The sequence below is a fragment of the Mycobacterium sp. genome (assembly GCF_044342925.1).
In the GTDB taxonomy this organism is placed as follows: domain Bacteria; phylum Actinomycetota; class Actinomycetes; order Mycobacteriales; family Mycobacteriaceae; genus Mycobacterium.
In genome coordinates, this window is sequence record NZ_JBIIOV010000033.1 from 1 (window position 1) to 23,418 (window position 23,418).

General features: G+C 67.2%; 26 protein-coding genes and 1 pseudogene. 24 read left to right on the forward strand and 3 right to left on the reverse strand.

Translation table 11 applies throughout. The features are described from left to right. The 7 genes from ADBZ6I_RS05575 to ADBZ6I_RS05605 all read left to right on the forward strand — a co-directional run. Positions 1–813, forward strand: an 813-nt coding sequence (locus ADBZ6I_RS05575; RefSeq protein ID WP_526381705.1) for an MCE family protein, incomplete at its 5' end; no start/stop codon positions are given. A 17-nt stretch (positions 814–830) separates the two neighbouring features. After that, positions 831–2,393 (forward strand): MCE family protein, encoded by a 1,563-nt coding sequence (locus ADBZ6I_RS05580; protein WP_526381707.1) that lies wholly within the window; start codon positions 831–833, stop codon positions 2,391–2,393. Positions 2,394–2,455: 62 nt separating this feature from the next. Continuing rightward, positions 2,456–3,010 carry an Mce protein gene (locus tag ADBZ6I_RS05585; protein ID WP_526381709.1) on the forward strand — a complete coding sequence of 185 codons (555 nt, stop codon included), beginning with the start codon at positions 2,456–2,458 and terminating at the stop codon, positions 3,008–3,010. Continuing rightward, positions 3,007–4,221, forward strand: a complete 1,215-nt coding sequence (locus ADBZ6I_RS05590; protein WP_526381711.1) for an RDD family protein — start codon at positions 3,007–3,009, stop codon at positions 4,219–4,221. Before ADBZ6I_RS05585 ends, ADBZ6I_RS05590 begins: the two co-directional genes overlap by 4 nt. Then, positions 4,218–4,772 carry an Rv1363c family protein gene (locus ADBZ6I_RS05595; protein ID WP_526381713.1) on the forward strand — a complete coding sequence of 185 codons (555 nt, stop codon included), beginning with the start codon at positions 4,218–4,220 and terminating at the stop codon, positions 4,770–4,772. Before ADBZ6I_RS05590 ends, ADBZ6I_RS05595 begins: the two co-directional genes overlap by 4 nt. Then, positions 4,769–5,395 (forward strand): Mce protein, encoded by a 627-nt coding sequence (locus tag ADBZ6I_RS05600; protein WP_526381715.1) that lies wholly within the window; start codon positions 4,769–4,771, stop codon positions 5,393–5,395. The genes ADBZ6I_RS05595 and ADBZ6I_RS05600 overlap by 4 nt, the downstream gene beginning before the upstream one ends. 121 nt (positions 5,396–5,516) lie before the next feature. After that, complete coding sequence (locus ADBZ6I_RS05605; protein WP_526381717.1) at positions 5,517–5,795, forward strand: GlsB/YeaQ/YmgE family stress response membrane protein; 279 nt, start codon at positions 5,517–5,519, stop codon at positions 5,793–5,795. A gap of 84 nt (positions 5,796–5,879) precedes the next feature. On the opposite strand, the gene ADBZ6I_RS05610 is transcribed toward ADBZ6I_RS05605, so the two are convergent. Further along, a complete protein-coding gene (locus tag ADBZ6I_RS05610; RefSeq protein ID WP_526381719.1) occupies positions 5,880–6,218 on the reverse strand; it encodes a hemophore-related protein in 339 nt (112 codons plus the stop codon). 398 nt (positions 6,219–6,616) lie between these two features. Here ADBZ6I_RS05610 and ADBZ6I_RS05615 point away from each other — a divergent pair, with 398 nt between their 5' ends. From ADBZ6I_RS05615 to ADBZ6I_RS05695, 17 genes are all read left to right on the forward strand, one after another. Beyond that, entirely contained in the window at positions 6,617–7,576 is a 960-nt protein-coding gene (locus tag ADBZ6I_RS05615) for a ferritin-like domain-containing protein (protein WP_526381721.1), read from the forward strand. Between the two features lie 35 nt (positions 7,577–7,611). Further along, positions 7,612–8,448, forward strand: coding sequence for an alpha/beta hydrolase (locus ADBZ6I_RS05620; RefSeq protein ID WP_526381723.1), 837 nt, complete (start codon positions 7,612–7,614; stop codon positions 8,446–8,448). Between the two features lie 25 nt (positions 8,449–8,473). Further along, positions 8,474–9,505 carry a hypothetical protein gene (locus tag ADBZ6I_RS05625; protein ID WP_526381725.1) on the forward strand — a complete coding sequence of 344 codons (1,032 nt, stop codon included), beginning with the start codon at positions 8,474–8,476 and terminating at the stop codon, positions 9,503–9,505. Between the two features lie 13 nt (positions 9,506–9,518). Beyond that, complete coding sequence (locus ADBZ6I_RS05630; protein ID WP_526381727.1) at positions 9,519–10,268, forward strand: DUF2786 domain-containing protein; 750 nt, start codon at positions 9,519–9,521, stop codon at positions 10,266–10,268. Then, positions 10,265–10,765: a TIGR04338 family metallohydrolase gene (locus ADBZ6I_RS05635; RefSeq protein WP_526381729.1), complete on the forward strand. Its 501-nt coding sequence runs from the start codon at positions 10,265–10,267 to the stop codon at positions 10,763–10,765. Before ADBZ6I_RS05630 ends, ADBZ6I_RS05635 begins: the two co-directional genes overlap by 4 nt. Before the next feature lie 32 nt (positions 10,766–10,797). Then, entirely contained in the window at positions 10,798–11,463 is a 666-nt protein-coding gene (locus ADBZ6I_RS05640; protein WP_526381731.1) for an O-methyltransferase, read from the forward strand. Positions 11,464–11,675: 212 nt separating this feature from the next. Then, positions 11,676–12,902: an urea ABC transporter substrate-binding protein gene (urtA, locus tag ADBZ6I_RS05645; protein WP_526381733.1), complete on the forward strand. Its 1,227-nt coding sequence runs from the start codon at positions 11,676–11,678 to the stop codon at positions 12,900–12,902. 11 nt (positions 12,903–12,913) lie between these two features. Continuing rightward, the gene (urtB, locus tag ADBZ6I_RS05650) at positions 12,914–13,798 is read left to right on the forward strand and encodes an urea ABC transporter permease subunit UrtB (protein WP_526381735.1); all 885 of its coding nucleotides are present in this window, start codon (positions 12,914–12,916) and stop codon (positions 13,796–13,798) included. Further along, positions 13,795–14,922: an urea ABC transporter permease subunit UrtC gene (urtC, locus tag ADBZ6I_RS05655; protein ID WP_526381737.1), complete on the forward strand. Its 1,128-nt coding sequence runs from the start codon at positions 13,795–13,797 to the stop codon at positions 14,920–14,922. The genes urtB and urtC overlap by 4 nt, the downstream gene beginning before the upstream one ends. Before the next feature lie 73 nt (positions 14,923–14,995). Next, positions 14,996–15,769 carry an urea ABC transporter ATP-binding protein UrtD gene (gene urtD / locus ADBZ6I_RS05660; RefSeq protein ID WP_526381755.1) on the forward strand — a complete coding sequence of 258 codons (774 nt, stop codon included), beginning with the start codon at positions 14,996–14,998 and terminating at the stop codon, positions 15,767–15,769. Further along, positions 15,757–16,449 (forward strand): urea ABC transporter ATP-binding subunit UrtE, encoded by a 693-nt coding sequence (gene urtE, locus ADBZ6I_RS05665; RefSeq protein WP_526381739.1) that lies wholly within the window; start codon positions 15,757–15,759, stop codon positions 16,447–16,449. Before urtD ends, urtE begins: the two co-directional genes overlap by 13 nt. Positions 16,450–16,460: 11 nt before the next feature. After that, entirely contained in the window at positions 16,461–16,763 is a 303-nt protein-coding gene (locus ADBZ6I_RS05670) for an urease subunit gamma (protein ID WP_526381741.1), read from the forward strand. Positions 16,764–16,775: 12 nt separating this feature from the next. Beyond that, positions 16,776–17,087, forward strand: coding sequence for an urease subunit beta (locus ADBZ6I_RS05675; protein ID WP_526381743.1), 312 nt, complete (start codon positions 16,776–16,778; stop codon positions 17,085–17,087). Next, complete coding sequence (locus tag ADBZ6I_RS05680; protein ID WP_526381745.1) at positions 17,087–18,820, forward strand: urease subunit alpha; 1,734 nt, start codon at positions 17,087–17,089, stop codon at positions 18,818–18,820. Before ADBZ6I_RS05675 ends, ADBZ6I_RS05680 begins: the two co-directional genes overlap by 1 nt. 16 nt (positions 18,821–18,836) lie before the next feature. Then, on the forward strand, positions 18,837–19,472 hold the full coding sequence (locus ADBZ6I_RS05685; protein ID WP_526381747.1) for an urease accessory protein UreF: 636 nt from the start codon (positions 18,837–18,839) through the stop codon (positions 19,470–19,472). 20 nt (positions 19,473–19,492) lie between these two features. Next, a complete protein-coding gene (gene ureG, locus ADBZ6I_RS05690; RefSeq protein WP_526381749.1) occupies positions 19,493–20,194 on the forward strand; it encodes an urease accessory protein UreG in 702 nt (233 codons plus the stop codon). 4 nt (positions 20,195–20,198) lie between these two features. After that, the gene (locus tag ADBZ6I_RS05695) at positions 20,199–20,825 is read left to right on the forward strand and encodes an urease accessory protein UreD (RefSeq protein ID WP_526381751.1); all 627 of its coding nucleotides are present in this window, start codon (positions 20,199–20,201) and stop codon (positions 20,823–20,825) included. Here ADBZ6I_RS05695 and ADBZ6I_RS05700 read toward each other — a convergent pair. Continuing rightward, positions 20,799–23,105: a molybdopterin-dependent oxidoreductase gene (locus ADBZ6I_RS05700; protein WP_526381753.1), complete on the reverse strand. Its 2,307-nt coding sequence runs from the start codon at positions 23,103–23,105 to the stop codon at positions 20,799–20,801. The two genes, ADBZ6I_RS05695 and ADBZ6I_RS05700, sit on opposite strands and share 27 nt — an antisense overlap. A 57-nt stretch (positions 23,106–23,162) precedes the next feature. After that, a pseudogene (locus ADBZ6I_RS05705) lies at positions 23,163–23,418 on the reverse strand (dihydroxy-acid dehydratase); the annotation flags it as partial.

The window sequence follows — 23,418 nt, forward strand, 5'->3', positions numbered from 1 at the left end:
CAGCATGTGGAGCTGGCCGCCCCGGCGGATCCGTCGTCGGAGCCGTTGCGCGACGGTGACACCATCCCGCTGGACCGGACTTCGGCGTTCCCGACCATCGAGCGCACGCTGGCCAGCCTGGCGACCGTGCTTCGCGGCGGCGGTATCCCGAACCTGGAGATCATCCAGAACGAGGTCAACAACCTGCTGACCGGCAACGCCGATCAGATCCGGGCGTTTTTGACCAAGCTGGACGTCTTCACCGCCGAGCTCAACAAGCAGCGCGACGACATCGCGCGCGCCATCGATTCGACGAACAACCTGTTCACTTACGTGGCCAGCCGCAACGACACCCTGGACCAGTTGCTGGTGGATCTGCCGCCGCTGGCCGAATACCTGGCCGGTGCCCGCGACAAGCTGGCCGACGCCGTCATCGCGCTGGGCCGGTTCGGCAAGGTGACCGGTGAGACGCTCACCGCGGCCCGTCCGGATCTGCACACCAACCTGGAGACCCTGCAGCGGCCGTTGGTGCAGCTCGGACGCAGCTCGCCCTACTTCCTGGACGCGTTGCGGCTGATCGTCACCAACCCGTATCCGCTGGACAACATCCCGAAGGTTATCCGCGGCGACTACATCAACCTGTCGCTCAATGTCGACCTGACGCTGAGTGCGATTGACAATGGCCTGCTCACCGGAACCGGTGTGTCCGGCATGCTGCGTGCGCTGGAGCAGTCGTGGGGTCGTGATCCGAGCACGATGATCCCCGACGTTCGGTTCACCCCGCATCCGAACATGACCGACGGTGGCGGCCCGTTCGTCGAGCGCGGCGAGTGAGTAAGGACGTGATCTGAGTGCTTACCCGCTTCGTCAAAATGCAGTTGCTGATCTTCAGCATCCTGACCGTGCTTGCGGTGGTCGCCCTGTCGGTGTTCTACCTGCGGCTCCCGGCCGTGGCGGGCATCGGGCAATACAAGCTCAACGTCGACCTGCCCGCCGCCGGTGGTCTCTACAAGACCGCCAACGTCACCTACCGCGGTGTCACCATCGGCCGGGTCACCGACGTGGAGCCCACCGCGACGGGCGCGCGGGCCACCTTGAGTATCGCCAACAAGCACAAGATCCCGGTGGACGCCTCCGCCAACGTGCGGTCGGTGACCGCCGTCGGTGAGCAGTACGTCGACCTGGTGTCGACCGGCAACCCGAACGAGTACTTCCAGGACGGCCAGACCATCACCAAGAGCACCATCCCGGTGCCGGTCGGTCCGGCCCTCGACGCCGCGAATGCCGCCCTAGCGTCCATCCCGGCCGGGAAGATCCCGAACCTGCTCGACGAGACGGCCCAAGCCGTCGGCGGCCTCGGCCCGACCCTGCAGGCGCTGGTGGACAACACCAGCAGCTTTGTCGACGAACTGACGAACAACATCGGCGACGTCAACGACATCATCGACAACTCGCCACCGATCTTCGCCAGTCAGGTGCAGTCCGCTGATGCCATTTACGCGTGGGCGGCCAACCTCAACTCCATCACCGCCCAGGCCAAGGAGCAGGACGCGGCGGTGCGCAGCATCCTGCAGGAGGGCGCACCGACGGCCGAAGAGCTGAACACGCTGTTCGTCGACGTCAAGGACGCGCTGCCGCAGACGCTGGCCAACCTCGAGATCATCATCGAAATGCTCAAGCGCTACAACAAGGGCGTCGAACAGGCTCTGGTGCTGCTGCCGCAGGCCCCCGCGGCCGGCCAGGCCGTTGCCGCGCCGTTCCCCGGTGAGGCGTCGCTGGACCTCGGTCTGTCGATCAACCAGCCGCCGCCGTGCCTCACCGGCTTCCTGCCGGCGTCCGAGTGGCGGTCTCCGGCCGACACCAGCCTGAAGCCAGTCGAGGACGGGCTGTACTGCAAGGTGCCGCAGGACGTTCCGTCCAACACCGTCCGCGGTGCGCGCAACGTGCCCTGTGTGGACGTTCCGGGCAAGCGGGCGGCCACCCCGATGGAGTGCCGCAGCGACGAGCCCTACGTCCCGCTCGGCACCAACCCGTGGTACGGCGATCCGAATCAGATCGTCAACTGCCCCGCCCCCGGCGCGGCCTGCAACCAGCCGGTGAACCCCGGCACCGTGATTCCCGCTCCGTCGATCAACAACGGAATGAATCCACTGCCGGCCGATCTGCTGCCGGCGCCGACTGCCCCGATCAGCGACGCGCCGTCGAAGCCGCGTGGCGGTTCGGTGCAGTGCAACGGACAGCAGCCCAACCCGTGCGACTACACCCCCGCAGCCCCACCGGCGACGAACACCTCGTCCACCTACAATGCTGCTAGCGGCGAGATCGTCGGGCCGGACGGCACGACGTACACCGTCAAGAACTCGACCACTACAGGAGACGACGGATGGAAGGAGATGCTGGCTCCGGCCAGCTGACCCCAACCCCGCCACTCACAGCTGACGAATCGGCAGTACCCGATCCAGAGCTCAGCGATCACGTGGATGACGCTGGGAGCGCCGCTGCGCGGGATGACGCCGGTTCGGCGCCGTCGGACACCCGGCTGTCCGGCCGCCGGCTGGGCTGGGTGATCGCCGGCATCGGCATCGCGGCACTGCTGATCACGGCAGCCGCCGTGCTGGCGTTCATCGGTCAGCGGCACAGCGCCGCCGCCGCCCGCGGCGAAGAGGTCGCGGTGGCCACAGCCAAGCAGTGCATCACTGCCACTCAGGCCCCCGATATCACGGCGATGGACGAAAGCCAGCGCAAGATCGTCGAATGCTCGTCGCTCAACTACGCCGCTCAGGCGAATCTCTACGGCGGGCTGTTGTTCGATGCCTACAAGACGGTCAACGCCCAGGTGAAGGTCTCCGACATGCGGGCGGCCGCTGAGCGGCACAATCCCGATGGATCGATCGACGTCTTGGTGGCCACCCGGGTGCTGATGTCCAACAACCAGGAGCTCGAACAGGAACTGAGTTACCGGTTGCGCGTGCGGATGGTGCCCGAGGACGGCACCTACAAGATCGACAACATCGAACCGGTGAGCAAGTGACGGTAGCGCTCGACAGCGCCCCGGACAGCCCCGAAGCCGGACCGGACGCCGCCCTGGACGCCGCCCCGGACGTCTCGCCGGTCGGGCAGCCTGCCGGCTGGTGGGCCCGCGCCGGCGCCTTCGGCCTCGACGTCGTGCTCGGGGCGGGTCTGGTTGCCGCAGCTCTGATGACGGGCTGGTCGGCCCCGCCCCGCGGCTGGTTGTGGTGGCTGTGCATGATCATCGCCGCGGTCACTGTCGTCGCCATCGGAGCCAACCGCCTGTTGCTGCCCGCCAACACCGGATGGAGTCTGGGCCGCGCGGTCTTCGGTATCGCGGTGGTCGACCGGGACGGCGACCTGGTCGGTACCCCCCGATTGGCGCTGCGCGATCTCGCCCACCTGGTGGACACGCTCCCGTTGTTCCTGGGTTGGCTGTGGCCGCTGATCGACCGCCGTAGCCGCACCTTCGCCGACATCTTGGTGGGCACCGAGGTCCGGGAGCAGATGGCACCCCGGCCGGACCGCCGGACGTTGGCCGCGCGGGTGATCGCCAGTGTGGCCGCGCTGTCGGTCGTCGTGGCGGCGCTGGGCTACGCGCTCGTCTACCGCCACCAACGGGCCGTGGACACCGCCCGCGAGCAGATCGCCCTGCAGGGCCCCAAGATCGTCAGCGACATGCTGAGCTATACCGCCAAGACCGCCCCGGACGACTTCGCCAAAGCGCAGTCGCTGGTGACCGACGAGTACCGCCCGGAACTGGCCAAGCAACAGGACGCGGTGCGCAAGAACCCGGTGGACAATGACTACTGGGTGAGCAACAGCTCGGTCCTGTCGGCGCAGTCCGACCGCGCCACCATGTTGATGCTGTTGCAGGGCCAGCGGGGCGCTGCCCCCAACCAGCGCTTCGTCACCGCTTCGGTGCGGGTCGATTTCGTCAGAGCCGGATCGCAGGACTGGAAGCTGTCGAACCTGACGGTGTTGTCGGCGCCGAAGGCTGACGCGCCCAAGCCGGACGCACCCAAGCTGGACGCACCCAAGCCGGACGCACCCAAGCCGGACGCGCCCAAGTCTGGGGCGCCGAAATCCGAAGCGCCCAAGTCTGGGGCGCCGAAATCCGAAGCGCCCAAGCCGAGTTCGCCGAAATCCGAAGCGCCCAAGCCGAGTTCGCCGAAGTCGGCGGTACCGACGCCGAGCCCTGCCGCTCCCAATCCCGGTGGAGGCGGCCGATGAGCCCGCGTCGCCGGATATCGCCGGCCGAATCCGCACTGTTCCGGGCACCGGAGCCGCAGCCCCGCCGCCGCGGCCTGCGATTGCTCGCCGCTCTGGCCGCCGCACTGACCCTGGCAGCCGTCATCACCAGCGCGACAGTGTTCACCAAGAACCAGACCGCCCGGCGCGCGGAGGTCCGCGACGCCGCGGTGCTCAGCTTCGTCCGAGCGTTCGTCATCCAGTACACGTCGCCGGATCCGTTCAACGCCAACGGCTACGCCGACAAAGTGCTCGCCTTGGGCACCGGAAACTTCGCCAAGATGTTCTCCGAGCGGATGAACGAGGTTGTGCTGCAGGTCGCCACCGCCGAACCCGGCTTCGGTTCGGTGGGGGAGCAGGACGTCGGGATCGAGCGGTGGAATCCCGACGGCAGTGCCAGCGTGATCGCCGTGGCGAACATGACGACAAAACTGCCCGATGGCAAGAAGATCGACAGCGCCAGCCGCTGGGAAGTCACGGCGGTCAAGGAAGGGGACCAGTGGAAGGTCAGCGATCTGATCCAGGTGCTGTGAGCGCCGCGGAGGAGAAAGAAGCCGGCCAAGCGGCGGCCGACGAAGCTGCGGCCGAGCCAGTCGCGGCCGTGGTACCGGCCAAGAAGAAGACAGTGTCGACGTGGTTCTCCCGCAACAAGACAGCGGCAGCGGCCGCCGCGGTGGCGGCTTTCGTCCTCGCCGGGGGGCTCGCCGGTGCGGCCGTCCAGCCCTACCTGATGGAGCGGGCCGCGGTAACCACCAAACTGACGATCGCGCGGACCGCCGCCGACGCCATCACCGCGCTGTGGAGTTATACGCCGGAGGACATGGACAGCCTGCCCAACCGCTCGGCGAAGTACCTCGGTGGCGACTTGGAGGATCAGTACCGCGCTTACGTCGACGCGATCGCGCCGACGAACAAGCAGGCGAAGGTCACCAGCTCCACTCAGGTGGTCGGCGTCGGAGTGGAGTCGCTGCGCGGGGACGACGCCACTGCCATCGTCTACACCAACACCACCTCGACGACACCGCAGAGCAACAACATCCCGTCGATGAAGTACTTGTCCTACCGGCTGGAGATGCACCGCCACGGCCGTGACTGGCGGGTCACCAAGATGACGACGGTGACCTCCCTGGACCTCACCCCCAAGCTGGGGATGTAACGCCGCCGTCGCGCGGGTCGGAGGCTCGGTGGCCCGCGACGGGGTTACCGCGGCGCCGCATGGGGAATACCGGTCCCTAGTGCGGCGCTGATGGGCTCCGCCCGACAATCAAGGAGCAGTAATGATCGGAACGATTATTTCGGCGATCGTGGTGGGTGCCATTATCGGCGCGCTCGCCCGCCTCGCTATGCCGGGTCGGCAGGGCATCGGGATGGTCATGACCATCCTGCTGGGCATCATCGGATCCTTCCTCGGATCCTGGATCACCGCGCAATTCGGCTATTACAACGCCAATGGTGGCTTCGCCATCCTTCCGTTCCTGGTCGGGATCGTCGTAGCCGTGGTGCTGATCGGCATCTACGTGGCCATGGTCGGGCGGCGGGGTACCACAGTCCGCTGATCCCGCGCGGCCGGAAACCCGGCGGCAGAGCCACATCCAGCCTGCCGCCGGGTTTCGTCGCGTCCTGCGAAGATCGCCCCGGGCCTAGCCGGCCATGAACTGGTTGTAGGCGGCCGCCAGCGTCGGCGGCAGCACCGACACGTTGCACCGCTGCTGGACATCGCCGATCGGCGAGAGGATGCCGCGCAGGTCGTAGTACTCCTGCGGGTTAGCGGTGAAGTAGCCGCGGACGTCGGCAGCGGCCTGGGCGGGCGACTGCCGCATTGCCGCGTGCAGCACCTGACCGGCGCCGGGATGCCCGGCCAGATACTGCTGGGCCGAGCCGGTCACCGCGTTGACGGTGTTTGCCACACCGCTGGCCGAACACACTTCGTCGGCGGAGGCCACCGGAGCGGACAGCGCCGCCACAGCCAGCCCACCCATCAGTGTGACGGTAGCGAATCGGTGGATCTTCATCTGCATTCCTTTCCGGGGGAAACTCTTGTCGTCTCCGGACCCTGAAAGCCAAAGTAATGCAGTGGTTTCCGACGGAGAGGTCAGCAAAACGGGGTCAACCGTCCGTGGTCCGAAGGCGCGCGCGACGTTACATCCCTGGTAGTGACATTGGTCTCAAACTCGCCCGAAAATCCTGAGCTGCCAACGAGATTCCTCACGATCGAGCGCCCTTTCTTAGGCCATCGCCATAGTGGTCCGTAACGCAATCGTGATCCCGCAACGCCGTCCGAACAGCCTCTCGTGCATACGGATCGACCTGATCGGGTAGAGGGCACAGGAGTGCATCGCGAGAACGCATCCGCCCATCAACCATCGAGGAGGGAACCATGACAGACACCACCAGGCTGCTCGCCCAGTTACGGGCAGTGCTCGACCTGACACACACCGAGATTCAAATCGCCGAAACCAGGGTGGCGCAGGCGCGGACCGAAGCTGTCCGCCGAGAACTTGCGCAGAACGCCGAAAACGGCCGGGACCGGGTCATGGCAATCGAGAACGCGATCCGCGATCTCGGTGGCGTACCCGATGTGATCGGACCATTCATCGGCCGTGCGCAGGCGGCCGTCAAGGCATTGACCGAGCAGGCTCAGCCGTTCGACGAGGCCCTGCTCGGCGACCTGGCCCTGGAGAATCAGCTGCTTGACCGCGCCCGCTACGCCAAGGCGCTTGCGGTGGCCGCCCAGCAACCGGAGGTCCAGAAGCTGGCGGACCGGTTGATCACCGCCCACGCCGCCACGGTGGACTGGCTGACCACGGTCCTGGCCGAAGACGCCCTCGGCGGTCCGGCCGCGCTGCGGCGCACCCCGATGCAGGCCGCCGTCGGGATGGCCGTCAGGGTGGCCAATCTGCCGGTGGCGCTGAGCGTGCGCGGAGCCGACCGCGCGGCGCAGGTCGTCCGCAACACCCGGCCGGCCTTCGAGAGACTGGTGACTCGCGGCGCACACGCCAGCGAGGTCGCCGCGAAGGCGATGTCAGCCGGGCGTGATGCCGCGCTGCACACCGCCGAGCAGGTCACCCGCCGTGAGGGTGCCGACGGCGCCGCCGACCGACTGCACGCGATGCGGAGTTCCGTGGGTGTGCTGGAGTCCGATGAGCTGCCCATCCCCGGCTACGACGAGCTCACTATCGGCGACGCGGTCGCCGCGGTCAAGGAACTCACCGATCTGGCCGATGTCCGGGTGATCATCGCCTACGAGGAGGCGCACAAGCGGCGCCAACGCCTGATCTCCGCTGCCCAGACCCGGGTGGCGGCCATCGCCCAGGAGATCGTCGGCATCGACCAATGATCGGGTAATCCGGGCCGGGCCGCTACCCTCGGCCTATGGTCACACGCACGGAAAAGACGTTCACCGGTGTGGGCGGGGTGCCCATCGTCTACGACGTATGGGCACCTCCCACACCGCCTCGTGCGGTGGTGGTGCTCGCCCACGGCTACGGCGAGCACGCTCGCCGCTACGACCACGTCGCCGAGCGTTTCGGCAAGGCCGGCCTGGCGATGTACGCGCTGGATCACCGCGGGCACGGCCGGGCCGGCGGCAAACGCGTCCGGGTTCGGCACATGGACGAGTTCGTCTCCGACTTCCGCCAATTGGTCACGATCGCCCGGCGGGACCACCCCGACCTGAAGGTGATCGTCCTGGGTCACAGCATGGGCGGCGCCATCGTGTTCGCCTACGGCGTGCAGCACGCCGACGACTACGACCTGATGGTGTTGTCCGGGCCGGCGATCGCCGCGCACACCGGAGTGTCGAAGGCCAAGGCGATCATCGGCAAGGCCCTCGGCTCGACCCTGCCCGATCTGCCGATCGAGGCCATCGACGCCGACGCGGTGTCCCGTGACCTGAAGGTGGTGGCCGACTACAAGGCCGACCCGCTGGTGTACCGCGGCAAGGTTCCGGCCGGAATCGGCAAGGCGCTGCTGGTGGTCGGGGAGAAGATGCACCTGCTGGCGCCGGGCATCACCGCCCCGCTGCTGGTGGTGCACGGCGAGCAGGACAAATTGGTCGCCGCCGAGGGCAGCCGCCGCCTGGTCAAGCACGTCGGATCCCGTGACGTCGAACTCAAGGTGTATCCGGAGCTGTTCCACGAGGTGTTCAACGAGCCCGAACGCGACCAGGTGCTCGACGACGTCGTGACCTGGATCTCGGCGCGGCTGTGATGCGCGCATCAGCCGGAGTGCGCCTATGACGGCGCGCTTGCTCGCGGCGCTGTTGATGTTCGCCCTGCTCACCGGCTGTGGCCGGTCCGGCACCGCCGAACGGGTCTGGGTCGACGACGAGGTCACCTTCGAGGCCGACGGCCTGATTCTGCACGGCACCTACCGGCATCTGTCCGGGGCGCAACCGGGCCCGGCCGCACTGCTGATCTCCGAGAGCGGGGCCACCGATCGCAACGGCGACAACAACGTGGCCGGGCCGATCGGCACTATGCGTCAGCTTGCGGAGTTCATGTCCGATCACGGCGTGGCGACGCTGCGGTACGACAAGGTCGGCACCGGCGCCACCGGGCTCGGTCCGCACTCCGACCGGCCGGCCGACGTCGGCAGTGCCGTCTACACCGACGGGGCCAAGGCGGCGGTGCGGTTCCTGGCCGGCCGGCCCGGCACCGACGCCGGCAGAGTTTCGGTCTACGCGCTGGGAGAGGGCACCATTCACGCGATGACGCTGGCCGACGACACCTCGGCCGGGGCGCCGAAGATCCACTCGCTGGGTCTGCTGCAGCCGCTCGGCGCGCGGTATCTCGATCTGATCAGCGGACGGGTGCGCGCCGACGTCGCCGCAGCGGTGCGCAGCGGCGCCAAGACCCAGCAGCAGGCCGATCAGACGCTGGCCGCCTGGCAGGCCGCGGTGCAGCAGGTCCGGACCAGCGGGTCGGCGCCGGAGAAGCTGCCCGACGGGCTGGGCGCCATCGTCAACCCCGGAAACGCCAAAGCGGTGGCCGAGGCCGACGCCATCGACCCGCTGGACCTGGCCGCCCGCATCCCAGCCGGCACCCCGGTGCTGGTCACCTGTTCGGACTCCGACGCCCAGGCCAGCTGCACCGGCATCGCACCGCTGGCCGGCGCGCTGGAACACACCGCCCTGACGCTGGTGCAGCTGCAGGGCGTCAACCATGTGTTGCGCGACGACCCGACGGACAACGTTGCCAACTACGCCAAGAAGGCCCCGCTCTCGCCGCAGCTCACCGCCGCCCTGAACGCCTTCGTCGACAAGTAGCGCAGAGGGCCTCATGACCGACGACAAGATGCTGGCCCGGATCGCCGCGCTGCTGCGTCAGGCCGAGGGCACCGACAACGCCCACGAAGCCGAGGCGTTCATGGCCGCCGCGCAACGGCTGGCCACCGCGACGTCGATCGACCTGGCGGTGGCCCGCTCCCACGCGGCCAGCCGCACCGCCGCTCAGGTGCCCACCCAGCGGACCATCACCATCGGTGAGCCCGGCAGTCGGGGGTTGCGCACCTACGTGCAGCTGTTCGCCGCCATCGCCGCCGCCAACGACGTGCGCTGCGATGTCGCATCCAACTCGACGTTCGTCTACGCCTACGGGTTCGCCGAGGACATCGACACCAGCCACGCTCTGTACGCCAGCCTGGTGGTGCAGATGGTCCGGGCCTGCGATGCCTACCTGGCCACCGGCGCGCACCGGCCCACCCCCACCATCACCGCACGGCTGAACTTCCAACTGGCTTTCGGCGCCCGCATCGGCCGGCGCTTGGCGCAGGCCCGCGACGAGGCCCGCCACGAGGCCACCCAGGCCGCGGCCGGCGCACCCGGAACGGAATTGGCGTTGCGCAACAAAGAGATCGAACTCAAAGACCATTACCGAGCTCAGTCCAAGGCCCGCGGAACCTGGCGGGCGACAACCAGCTCGGCGGGCTACTCGTCGGCCGCCCGCCGGGCCGGCGACCGGGCGGGGCAGCAGGCTCGGCTCGGGGCCAGTCCGGAACTGCCGGGAGCGCGGACCAGGCTGACCCGGTGACCGCGCGCGACACCCAGCGCTCCCGGGTGTACGCCGCCGAGACGTTCGTGCGCACCATGTTCGACCGTGCCGCCCAACACAGTTCGCGCACCGTCGACTTCTTCGGCGAGTCCATCACCCTGCCGCCGGAGGCGCGCTTCGCCTCGGTGGAGTCGGTGCAGCGCTACGTCGACGAGGTGCTCTCCTTGCCGGCGGTGGCCCAGCTGCGGCCCGGCTGCGGGCCACTCGCAGTCCGGCCGCGCCGCGGGGTGAACGCCGCGCACTACGAGAGAACCGCCGACCGGGCGGTGATCGCGGTGCCGCACCGGCCCGGTTCAGGCTGGGCGATGCGGGAACTGGTGGTCTTGCACGAGGTGGCCCATCACCTGTGCGACCCGGACGCCCCCGCGCACGGCCCCGACTTCGTCGCCACGTTCTGCGGCCTGGCCGCGATGGTGATGGGTCCGGAGGCGGGCTTGGTGCTGCGGGTGGTGTACGCCAAAGAGGGTGCGCGGTAGCCGGGCTCAATCCCCCGCCTACCCTGGACGTCGTGGACGATCTGATCGGTCCCGACCACTGGCTGCCCGTCGACGCACTGCTCGACGACGTCCTGCTCGGGCACGACCCGGCGCTGCGCGCCGCGCTGACCGAGTCCCAGTCGGGCGGCCTGCCGCCGATCGAAGTGTCCCCGCAGACCGCCCGGTTGCTCTACCTGCTGGTGAAGATCAGCGGTGCGCGCCGGGTCCTGGAGATCGGTACTCTCGGCGGCTTCAGCACAATCTGCCTGGCCCGCGGTGTCGGCGCGGAGGGCAGTGTCGTGACGCTGGAGTGCGATCAGCGCCACGCCGATATCGCGGCCGGCAACCTCAAACGAGCCGGGGTGGCCGACCGGGTCGACATCCGCGTCGGCCCCGCACTGGACACGCTGCGCGGCATGACCGGCGGGTTCGACCTGGTCTTCATCGACGCCGACAAGGAGAACAACGTCGCCTACGTCGGCCATGCGATCCGGCTCGGCCGCCCGGGAACCGTGATCGTGGTCGACAACGCGGTGCGGGCCGGGCGCATCGTGGCCCCCGCCCAGGACGACCACCAGGCCCGCGGGGTGCGGGAGATGCTCGAATTCGTCGGCGGCAACCCGAAATTGGAGGCGGCCGGAATCCAGACTGTCGGCGCCAAGGGCTGGGACGGCCTGGTCATCGCACGAATGCGGTAACAGCTCTCGCGGTGGGCGGGCCAACCTGCTGCGCCGCGTTAATTTTCTCGTTACAGGGCGAAATCGCCCGGACACTTCACGCCGCTAGCGTTCGACCCGCACGACGTTTCGCGGGGCTGTTGGCTTGTCAGTGTTGATCGCGGCCTGCGGCGACCATCGAAAGTGAAAGGTGCTCAATGCTCCTCGAAAGCTCCGCCGCTAAAACTAAGGCTGTGACGGTTGGATCCATACTCATCACGACCGGCCTGGTTCTCTCCGGTTGTGGAAGTAAAGTGGCCAATAGCCCTACAGCCGAAGCACCTTCGTGCGTCGATGTAAGCGGTCCCGCGATCAAAGTTGGATCGCTCAACTCACTGTCGGGAACCATGGCTATCTCAGAGGTCACAGTTCGTGACGCCATCGCACTGGCGGTTGAAGAAATCAACGCTGCCGGCGGGGTGCTCGACAAGAAGATCGAACTGATCGGTGAGGATGGCGCTTCAGAGCCCACCGTGTTCGCCGAGAAGGCCGAGAAGCTCATCAAAAACGACTGCGTGGCAGCAGTATTCGGAGGTTGGACCTCATCGAGCCGCAAGGCAATGCTTCCGGTTTTCGAAAGCAACGATGCACTGCTGTACTACCCCGTCCAGTATGAGGGCCTGGAATCGAGCAAGAACATTTTCTACACCGGAGCCACCACGAATCAACAGATCGTGCCGGCACTGAATTACCTCAAAGAGAAGGGCATAACGTCGTTATACCTGGTGGGAAGCGACTATGTGTTTCCGCAGACCGCCAATCGCATCATCAAGGCATATGCGGACGCCAACGGGATCGAGATCAAAGGCGAGGACTACACCCCGCTGGGATCAACGGATTTCTCCACCATCGTCAACAAGGTCCGGACAGCGGGCGCCGATGCCGTCTTCAACACCCTCAACGGCGACTCGAATGTGGCATTCTTCCGTGAGTACAAGAACGCCGGACTGACCGCCCAGAAGATGCCGGTGGTGTCGGTGTCGATAGCCGAGGAGGAGATCGGCGGTATCGGGGTGCAGAACGTCGAAGGTCAATTGGCCGCGTGGAACTACTACCAGACCAACGACTCCCCGGCGAACAAGGCGTTCGTGGCCGCCTACAAGGCAAAGTACGGCCAGGACAAGCCCACCTCGGACCCGATGGAGGCTGCCTACGCTTCGGTCCACCTGTGGAAGAACACGGTGGAAAAGGCAAAGTCGTTCGACGTCGCAGCGATTCAGGACAACGCCGGCGGGGTGACCTACGACGCACCGGAAGGTCTGGTGACCATCGACGGCGCCAATAACCACATCACCAAGACGGCACGCATCGGCGAGATCCGTTCTGACGGACTGATCTATACGGTCTGGGAGTCGCCGGGGCCGATCGAGCCCGACCCGTATCTGAAGACATACCCCTGGGCCGCTGGACTTTCCGGCTGAGGGATCGGCGGATGGATGCCCTGATAGGGCAACTGGCCACAGGTTTAAGTCTCGGTTCGATTTTGCTGCTTGCCGCACTCGGACTGGCTTTGACCTTCGGCCAAATGGGCGTCATCAATATGGCGCACGGCGAATTCATCATGGCCGGCTGCTACACCGCATACGTGGTCCAGAAACTGATCACCAGCGCTGGGGCCGCGCTGCCTGTTGCTCTGATCGTGGGGTTTCTGGTGGGCGGCCTACTGGGAGTGCTGCTGGAGGTCAGCCTCATCCAGCGCATGTACGTCCGCCCATTAGACACCCTGCTGGTGACCTTCGGTGTCGGACTGATCCTCCAGCAGATCGCCCGCGACGTGTTCGGTGCCCCCGCGGTCAACGTCGTGGCACCGGCCTGGCTGACCGGCGGCATCGAAATCCTGGGGACAGTCGTTCCTAAAGCCAGGATCTTCATCTTGATCCTTGCCGTGGTATGCGTTGCGATGCTGGCGGCAGCACTGAGGTACAGCTCGATGGGCCGCCGGATCAGGGCGGTGGTGCAGAACCGCGATCTTGCCGAGACCAGCGGCATTTCGAGCCGGCGCACCGACATCACGACATTCTTCATCGGTTCGGGCCTGGCCTCCGTTGCCGGTGTCGCGCTGACCCTCATCGGGTCGACCAGCCCGACCATCGGAACCAGCTATCTCATCGACGCGTTTCTTGTTGTCGTCGTCGGCGGGCTTGGCCAGATCAAGGGCACAGTTATCGCTGCGTTCGGGCTGGGCTTCATGAACTCGTTCATCGAATACAGCACCACGGCATCGATAGCGAAAGTGATCGTCTTCGTGCTCATCGTGACGTTCCTGCAGGTGCGTCCGCAGGGGCTGTTCACGGTGCGCTCAAGGAGTCTCGCGTGATCTCCCGTGGCTGGCGGACCTGGGCAGGGTTCGGACTGGCCGCGGCGCTTCTCTTCGGGGTCATGCCGATGCTGTTGTCCGACTTCCGGCTGAGCCTGCTGGCCAAGTTCCTGTGCTTGGCTATCGTCGCGGTCGGGATCGGACTGGCCTGGGGTCGAGGCGGAATGCTGGTGCTCGGTCAGGGGGTGTTCTTCGGCCTCGGCGGCTACATGATGGGCATGCATCTGAAGATTGCCGATGCGCAGCAACGCGGCTCCGGCCTGCCGGATTTCATGCAGATCGCCGGCATTCCCGAATTGCCCTGGTACTGGCAGCCGTTCACGTCGCCGGCCTTCACGGTGGCCGCGATCGTGCTGGGCCCGGCCGGGGTCGCCGCGGCGCTGGGACTCGGAGTGTTCAAGCGCAGAGTGAAAGGCGCCTACTTCGCGATCCTGTCCCAGGCGCTGGCGGCTGCGATGGCGATCCTGCTGGTCGGCCAGACCAGTCTCGGGGGCAGCAACGGTCTGACTAGCTTCCGCAGTTTCTTCGGGTACGCGCTCAACGATCCGGTCAACCGGCGGATGCTGTACCTGATCACCGCGGCAACCCTGCTGGTCGCGGTCGCGGTGGCCCGCCAGTTGATGAGCTGCCGTTACGGTGAGTTACTGGTGGCAGTGCGCGACAACGAGGAGCGAGTGCGGTTCCTGGGTTACGACCCCGCCAACGTCAAAGTACTGGCCTACACAGTGGCAGCGCTGTTCGCCAGTGTCGCCGGTGCCTTGTTCACCCCGATCGTCGGCTTCATCGCGCCGTCCCAAGTGGGTGTCCTCCCGTCGATTGCGATGTTGGTGGGCGTGGCGATCGGTGGTCGCGCCACACTGCTCGGGCCGGTGCTCGGCGCGGTCGGCGTCGCCTGGGCGCAGACGCTGTTCTCCGAGCGCTTCCCATCGCAGTGGATCTACGCGCAGGGCCTCTTGTTCATCGTCGTCGTCGGATTCTTCCCAGCCGGCTTGGCCGGGCTGGGAGCGTTGATGCGTCGCCGGCGCGCGAAACCCGTTGGGCCGCAAAATCACGTCAAAGACGCCGTGCCGCAGGGCCGGCCGGACATTGCTGCAGAAGCCGCCGTGCTCAGCGGGCCGTCATGAAACCCGAACCCCGGAAAGCGAGGGCGACGCCGTGAACGAACCAGCCGAACCAGTGGCCGGCGGCAATGCCGGAATGGACAGTGAGTACCTCCAGGTGCGCGGACTCACCGTCGATTTCGATGGATTCAAGGCCGTCGACGGCGTGGACCTGACGTTGTTTCAGGGTGATCTGCGGTTCCTGATCGGTCCGAACGGCGCCGGAAAGACAACCGTTATCGACGCGATCACCGGACTGGTTCGAGGGTCCGGTTCGGTGAACAAGTCCGGCGTGGAATTGCTCGGAAAGAAAGTGCACCAGATCGCCCGGCTCGGTGTCGGGCGTACCTTCCAGACGGCAAGTGTGTTCGACCAACTGACCGTGTTGCAAAACCTCGATATCGCCGCCGGCGCCGACAGAACCTGGCGGACGCTACTGCGCCGGCGCCGGGGTGTGGCGTCGGGCATTGAGGAGGTGCTCGACACCATCGGACTCGTCCACTGCGCCGGCCGGCCTGCCGGCGCGCTTGCCCACGGTCAGCGCCAGTGGCTGGAGATCGGCATGCTGCTGGTGCAGAACGCCGATGTCCTGCTGCTCGACGAACCGGTGGCTGGCATGACCCGGCAAGAACGAGAAGAGACCGGCAACCTGCTACGGCGCATCGGTGCGAGCCGAACGGTAGTCGTCGTCGAGCACGACATGGACTTCATGCGGGCCTTCGCGACATCGGTGACGGTGATGGCGCGCGGTCAGGTGATCGCCGAGGGCACCGTCGCCGATGTTCAGGCAGACCAGAAAGTGCAGGAGGTCTATCTGGGCACCGCGGCAGCGCCCTCGGTGCCGGAAGCCGGTGAACCATGCTTCAACTGATCGACGTCAAGACCGGCTACGGGCGCTCCGAGGTCATCCACGGCGTCAGCGTGGAAGTGCCGTCCAACGGGGTGGCCGCCGTGATGGGGCATAACGGTGCCGGCAAGACGTCGTTGCTGCGGGCGGCCGTAGGTCTGCTTGCCTGCACATCGGGCGCGGTGCTGCTCGATGGCGAAGACCTGACCAAGTTTCGACCCAGCGCGCGGGTAGCCCGCGGGCTGGCATACGTTCCCCAGGGGCAGCAGTCGTTCGGTCAGCTGACCACCGCGGAGAATCTGCAGCTGGTGGCTGACGGCCGAAGAAACGGACGGCGGCTGATCGACGAACAACTCGAACTCTTCCCCGCCCTCAAGGAGTTGCTGTCCCGGCGAGCGGGCCTGTTGTCCGGTGGCCAGCGTCAGCAACTCGCGATTGCTCGCGCCCTGATCACCGAGCCGAAGGTGCTGATCCTCGACGAGCCCACCGAAGGCATCCAGCCGTCGGTGGTCGCCGAGATCGAGAACACCATCCTTGCCTTGACCCGCCGCGGCGGTCTCGGCGTGCTGCTGGTCGAACAGCACATCGGCTTTGCCCTGAGCGCGGCGCAGGTGTACTACGTTCTGGAATCCGGACGGGTCACCTCCACCGGAGCCGGGGGTGCCGCATCGGAGTCCGATGTCCGCGCCGCGATGGCGATCTAGGGACGGTCCGGATGCGCCTGACACCGCATGAGACCGAAAGGCTGTTGATCTCCTACGCCGCCGAGCTCGCCCGGCGCCGGCAAGCCCGCGGACTGCGCCTGAACTATCCCGAAGCAGTCGCGATCCTCACCGATCACATTCTGGAGGGCGCCCGTGACGGCCGAGCCGTCGCCGACCTCATGGTCAGTGGCCGTGAAGTTCTCACCCGCGAGGATGTGATGGACGGGGTGCGCGAGATGCTGCCCGAGGTCCAGGCGGAGGCGACGTTCCCGGACGGTACCAAGCTGGTCACCGTCCACTACCCGATCCCATAGCTGGAGGACAACGTGATTCCTGGTGAGATCATCCTCGATAACGCGGATATCCCGCTGAGTCCGGGATCTACCCGAATCGAAGTGGAGATCCTCAACACCGGTGACCGTCCGATTCAGGTGGGTAGCCATTTTCATCTTCCGCAGTCCAATGCCGCGCTGTCCTTCGACCGCAAGGCAGCCCATGGATACCGACTCGATATTCCGGCCGGCACATCGGTGCGCTTCGAACCCGGAGTGAGACAAAGCCTTCGGCTGGTTCAGTTTGGCGGATCCCGTGAGATTCACGGGCTCACCGTGGATGCCCCCGGGCGGCTGGACGACTGATGACCGCGTTGTCTCGTGCCCGTTACGCGTCCCTTTACGGTCCTACCGCCGGTGACCGAATCAGGCTGGCCGATACCGACCTGATCATCGAGATCACCCAGGATCTTTGCGGCGGCCCTGGCCTGGCGGGCGACGAGGCGGTCTTCGGCGGCGGGAAGGTGCTGCGCGAGTCGATGGGCCAGGGCCGTGCCACCCGGGCCGACGGCGCGCCCGACACCGTGATCACCGGTGCAGTCATCATCGACTACTGGGGAATTATTAAGGGCGACATCGGAATTCGTGATGGCCGCATCTGCGCTATCGGGAAAGCCGGCAATCCCGAGACTATGACCGGTGTGCACCCCGACCTTGTGGTGGGACCGACGACGGAGGTGATCTCCGGCAACGGCAGGATACTGACCGCCGGCACGATCGACTCCCACGTCCATCTGATCTGCCCACAGATCCTCACCGAAGCACTCGGGGCCGGCACCACCACGATCATCGGCGGCGGAACCGGTCCGGCCGAGGGAAGTAAGGCGACCACGGTCACGCCCGGCGGCTGGCATCTGGGCCGCATGCTCGAAGCCTTGGACTCCTGGCCGCTGAACATCGCGCTGCTCGGCAAGGGCAACACCGTCAGCGCTGATGCCATGTGGGAGCAGTTGCGCGGCGGCGCAGCGGGTTTCAAGCTGCACGAGGACTGGGGTTCCACTCCGGCCGCGATTGACGCCTGTCTGACCGTGGCCGACGCCGCCGGTGTTCAGGTCGCGTTGCACTCCGACACCCTCAACGAGGCCGGCTTCGTCTCGGACACCCTGGCCGCCATCGCCGGCCGATCGATTCACGCCTATCACACCGAAGGGGCCGGCGGCGGACACGCTCCCGACATCATCACCGTTGCAGCAGAGGCCCATGTGTTACCCAGCTCCACCAATCCGACCCGTCCGCACACCGTCAACACTCTCGACGAGCATCTGGACATGCTGATGGTGTGCCATCACCTCAACCCCACCGTCCCCGAGGACCTGGCTTTTGCCGAGAGCCGCATCCGCCCGTCGACGATCGCGGCCGAGGATCTGCTCCACGATATGGGTGCGATCTCAATGATCGGCAGCGATTCGCAGGCGATGGGCCGGATTGGTGAGGTGGCGCTGCGGACCTGGCAGACCGCGCATGTGATGAAGCAACGACTCGGCGCCCTGGACGGCGACCCCTCCGGAACCAGAGAGTCCGACAACAACAGGGTCCGCCGGTATGTCGCGAAGTACACGATCTGTCCTGCCGTCGCGCACGGTCTGGATAGTGAGATCGGTTCGGTCGAGGTTGGCAAGCTCGCCGATCTGGTGCTCTGGGAGCCCGCCTTTTTCGGCGTGCGTCCCCACGCGGTGCTCAAGGGCGGAATGATCGCCTGGGCAGCGATGGGAGATGCCAACGCCTCCATCCCGACGCCGCAGCCGGTATTGCCGCGACCGATGTTCGGCGCTGCGGCGCGGACCGCCGCAGCCACCTCGGTGCACTTCGTGGCGCCGCAGGCCATCGACGACAAGCTTGCTGATCGGATCGCCGTTGACCGGCGACTGGTGCCGGTCGGTGACGTCAGGTCGATCGGTAAGAGGCACATGCCGCTTAACGTCGCCCAACCGCGAATCGAGGTGGACCCCGACACATTCACGGTGCGAATCGACGGCCAGGTCTGGCACGAGCAGCCCGCTGCCGAATTGCCAATGGCTCAGCGGTATTTCCTGTTCTGAGAGCTGACCGAATCCGATGTCTGCACTTGCCGAATTGCTCATGCTGACCGACTCAAGGCTGCCGACCGGGGGCCATGTCCATTCCGGTGGGGTTGAGGAGGCCATCACGTCCGGTCTGGTTCGCGATCTGGTCACGCTCGATGCGTATCTCTGTCGCCGTATCCGCAGCACCGGACTGGTGAGCGCGTCGATCGCCGCGGCTGTGCATCGCGCTGACCTCGGCGTTGCCGCCGCCGACGCCGAGGCTGACGCCCACACTCCGGCCCCGACGGCCCGACTGGCATCGCGCGCACAAGGCCGTGGTCTGCTGCGCCTGGCCCGACGGGTGTGGCCGGAATCGGGCTGGGACTCTCTCGGCGCACGGCCGCATCTGGCCGTCGTCGCCGGCCGCGTCGGAGAGGTTGCGGGACTTGCGCCGGAAATGACCTCTCTGTCAACGGTTTACACCACCATGACCGGCACGGCCACTGCCGCACAGCGGCTCCTGGCGTTGGATCCCGGGGATGTCGCGGCACTGATGTTCGGCTTGGCCGGGCTGTGCCAGGACACCGCAGACCTGGCCGCCACCGGGATCGCCGACCTGTCCGATCCGCTGCTCGACGAACTGGCCGAACGGCACGCGACGCGGGACCGCCCGTTGTTCGCGTCCTAAAGCCCGAAAGGAACATATTCATGCCACCACACCTTCTCGACGGCAGGCCGCACGATCACGCCGAGCGGCCCAGGCGGTTGCGGCGGGCCGGCGAGCCGCTGCGCATCGGAATTGGCGGCCCTGTTGGCTCGGGAAAGACGGCCCTGGCGGCAGCGATTTGCCGCCAGCTGCGGTCTGAACTCTCCCTTGCGGTGTTGACCAACGATATCTACACGACCGAAGACGCCGATTTCCTGCGTCGCAACGCGGTGCTGCCCGACGACCGGATCGCAGCCGTGCAGACCGGCGGCTGTCCACACACCGCCATCCGAGACGACATCACGGCCAACCTCGACGCTATCGACGATCTGATCGCCGCCCATCCGCATCTCGACCTGATCCTGGTCGAGTCGGGTGGCGACAACCTGACGGCCACCTTCTCCTCCGGGCTTGTCGATGTCCAGATCTTTGTCATCGACGTCGCCGGGGGTGACAAGGTTCCCCGCAAGGGCGGTCCCGGGGTGACGTTCTCGGACCTGCTGGTGGTGAACAAGACCGATCTGGCTGGGTTTGTCGGCGCCGACCTCGACGTCATGAGGCGGGATGCTGCGAAGGTTCGCGAGGGTCGCCCGACGGCGCTGATTTCGCTGACCGAAGATCCAGCCGCGACCGCGGTGGTGAGCTGGGTCCGCGACCAACTCCGCGAACACCGTGACGCCGCTGACGCCGGCGGAGTCGTCTGAGGTCGTGCGCACTGACGTGGTTGTGGTCGCCCGACCGGGACGGCTTCCGCACATCCGGTGCCGGGGCGCCCTCGCTGTCCGTTCTACCGGTCCGGACACCGTGCATCTGGTATCCACGGCGGCCAATCCCCTTGGTGGCGATAGGACTACGATCCGGGTGGTTGTCGAACCCGAGGCACAGCTGTGGGTGCGCACCACGGCCGCAAGCATCGTGTTGCCGGGACGGGACGACCCCGAGTCGCAGGTCCGGTGGGAACTCGATGTCGCCGGTCAGCTGGATCTGGATCCCGAGCCCACCGTCATCGCCGCACATTCCCGACACTTGTCCGACGTTCGCGTCCAGGTGGGCGGTAGTGCCCGGATCCGGATTCGCGAACGTGTGCAGATCGGAAGGAGCGGGGAATGCGCAGGCTTCTGGAGCGGCCGGCTGCGCGCTGATCTGCCCGGAATACCGCTGCTGCGCCACCGCGTCGAGCTCGGGCCAGGTTCGATGGCAAATGACGCCATCGAGCGCCCAGCGGCCTGCATCAGCGAATTGCGCTACCCCGATCCGGCTACCGATGCGGCCGGCACCACCCTGGCGCTGGCAGCTGGGGGCAGCCTCTCAACCTGGCAGGGCGCGCGGCTGTAAGAGACCGCCAGCCGCTGCGCCGGCCGCCAGCACCGTCACCGGCACCCCGTTGAGCACGGCGGTGCCCGACAGCGGCTCGATCAGTGAGCTGTCCAGCAGGCTGTTGACGTTCACCCCGGCCTGGGTGGCCGCCACCGACATTCGAGTGCCCGGCGCGGTGTGGCCCCAGCCGTGCGGCAGTGACACCACCCCGGGGCGGATGGCGTCGGTGATCTCCACCGGGACTTCGAGTTTGCCCGCCGGCCCGGTCACCATCGCGGTGTCAGTGATGCCCAGCCGGGCGGCGTCGTCGGGATGGATCAGCAGGGTGCAGCGATTGGTACCGCCGGCCAGGGCGGGCAGGTTATGCATCCAGCTGTTGTTGGACCGCAGATGGCGGCGGCCGATCAGCAGCAAGCCGTCCCGCGGCTCGTCGAGTGCGCGCTGCAGCCGCGGGATGTCGGCCAGGATCGGATCCGGCGCCAATTCCACCTTCCCGGAGGGGGTTCGGAGGATCTCGGGGATGCGCGGGGTCAGCGGCCCGAGGTCCACGCCGTGCGGGTTTTCCTTGAGGCGCTGCAGGGTCAGGCCGTCGGGGGTGGCGCCGAACCCGTCGCCGAACGGACCCAGCCGCAGCATCATGTCCAGCCGGCGTTCGTAACCCGGGCCGTCCTGCAGCATCGCGGTCAACTCCTCGACGCCACGGCCGCTCACCGGGGACGACGGGTCGGCCACTTCCTTGCCGAGGACGGTGGAAATGATCTGGGCATCAACGAGATCCGGGTCGGCGTCGGTGCCCAGCCCCAGCATGCCCAGCGTCAGCCGGCAGAGGATCTCCGCTTCGCCGGGCCGGCCGTCGGGCAGCGGGATCACCGCAGGTGAGTAGCGGGCGTTATTGCGGACGGTCACCCCGGACAGCAGGATGTCGAAATGCGGCGCCTGCGACGGCGGGGGCGGCGGCAGGATGACGTCGGCGTGCCGGGTGGTCTCGTTGAGATACGGGTCGATGCTGACCATGAACTCCAGTCCGTCCAGCGCCGCCGAGAGGCGCTCGCCGTCGGGTGCGGACAGCACCGGGTTGCCGGCGATGGTCACCAGCGCCCGGATCCGCCCCGCGCCGGGGGTTTCGATCTCCTCCGGCAGCAGCGCGGTGGGCAGTTCCGAGGCCACCTCGGGGTGGCCCGACACCCGGCTGTGCCAGCGGCCGATGGTGAAGCCGCGACCCGGCCGGGGGAGACGCGGTGCCGGCCCGATGGGGGAGGTGGCGAACATGGCGCCGCCGGGGCGGTCCAGGTTCCCGGTCAGCAGGTTCACCACGTCGACCAGCCAGCTGGTCAGGGTGCCGAACCGCACCGTCGAGGTGCCGATGCGCCCGTAGACGGCGGTCCTTGGTCTGTCGCCGGCTCCGCGGCTCTGGGGGCCGGCGGCGATATCCCTTGCCAGGATGCGGATCTCGTCGGCCGCAACCCCGCAGTACCCGGCCACCGCCGCAGGCGGGAAGTCCAGCGCCGCGGCGCGAACCTGCTCCACCCCGGTGACGTGCGCTGCCAGCCCGCCCAGCTCCGGGTCCACCAGATCCTCGTCGAACAGCGCATTGACCACGGCGAACAGCAGTGCGCCGTCGGTGCCGGGGCGTGGCGCCAGATGGCGGTCGGCCATCGCGGCGGTGCGGGTGCGGTTGGGGTCGATGACGGTCAGCCGCCCACCGCGGCGCTTGAGGGCTTTGAGCTTGCCGCCGAAATCGGCTGCGGTGGCGACACTTCCGTTGGATACCAGGGGATTGGCGCCGATCACCACCAGGTGGTCGGTGCGGTCGACGTCGGGCACGGTGAAGGCGAACGCGTTGCCGAACAGATAGCCGCACGCGACCTGCTTGGGCATCTGGTCCAGGGTACTGGCGGAGAACACGTTGCGGGTCTTCAGTGACCGCACCAACGGCGGTACATATAGTCCGCCGGCGACGGTGTGGGCGTTGGGGTTTCCCAGATACACCCCGACGGATGCGTCCGCGTCGGCCTGCACCGTGCGCAGGGCGGCCACCGCCGCCGCCAGTGCTTCGTCCCACCCGCACTCGACCAGCTCTCCGTCGCGGCGGATCAGCGGCGCGCGCAGCCGGTCCGGGTCGTTGTCCAGTTCGGCGAAGCTGGCGCCCTTGGGGCAGATGTAGCCGTGGCTGAAGACGTCATCACCGTCGCCGCGGGCACCGGTGACCCGCTCAGCCCCGCCGTCTCGGGAGACGGTGAGGACCAGCCCGCAGGTGGCCTCGCAGAGCGGACAGATACGAAGTGCGGTGCGGCTCATTGCCCCACTGTGCGCCACCCGCGCGACAATTTCCAGGCTCAGTCAGGCCAGTCAGGCTCAGTCGCAGACCGCGCCGCCGGCCGCCGAGCCGACCAGCTTGCGGTACTTGGCCAGCACCCCGCTGGTGTAGCGCGGCGGGGGCGGGGTGAAGCCCGGCTTGCGGGCGTCGAACTCGCTCGCGTCGACGAGAATGTCCAGCGTCCCGCTGGCCACGTCCAGCCGGATCCGGTCGCCGTCGGCGACGAACGCGATCGGCCCGGCGTCGACCGCTTCGGGGGCGACATGGCCGACGCACAGCCCGGTGGTGCCGCCG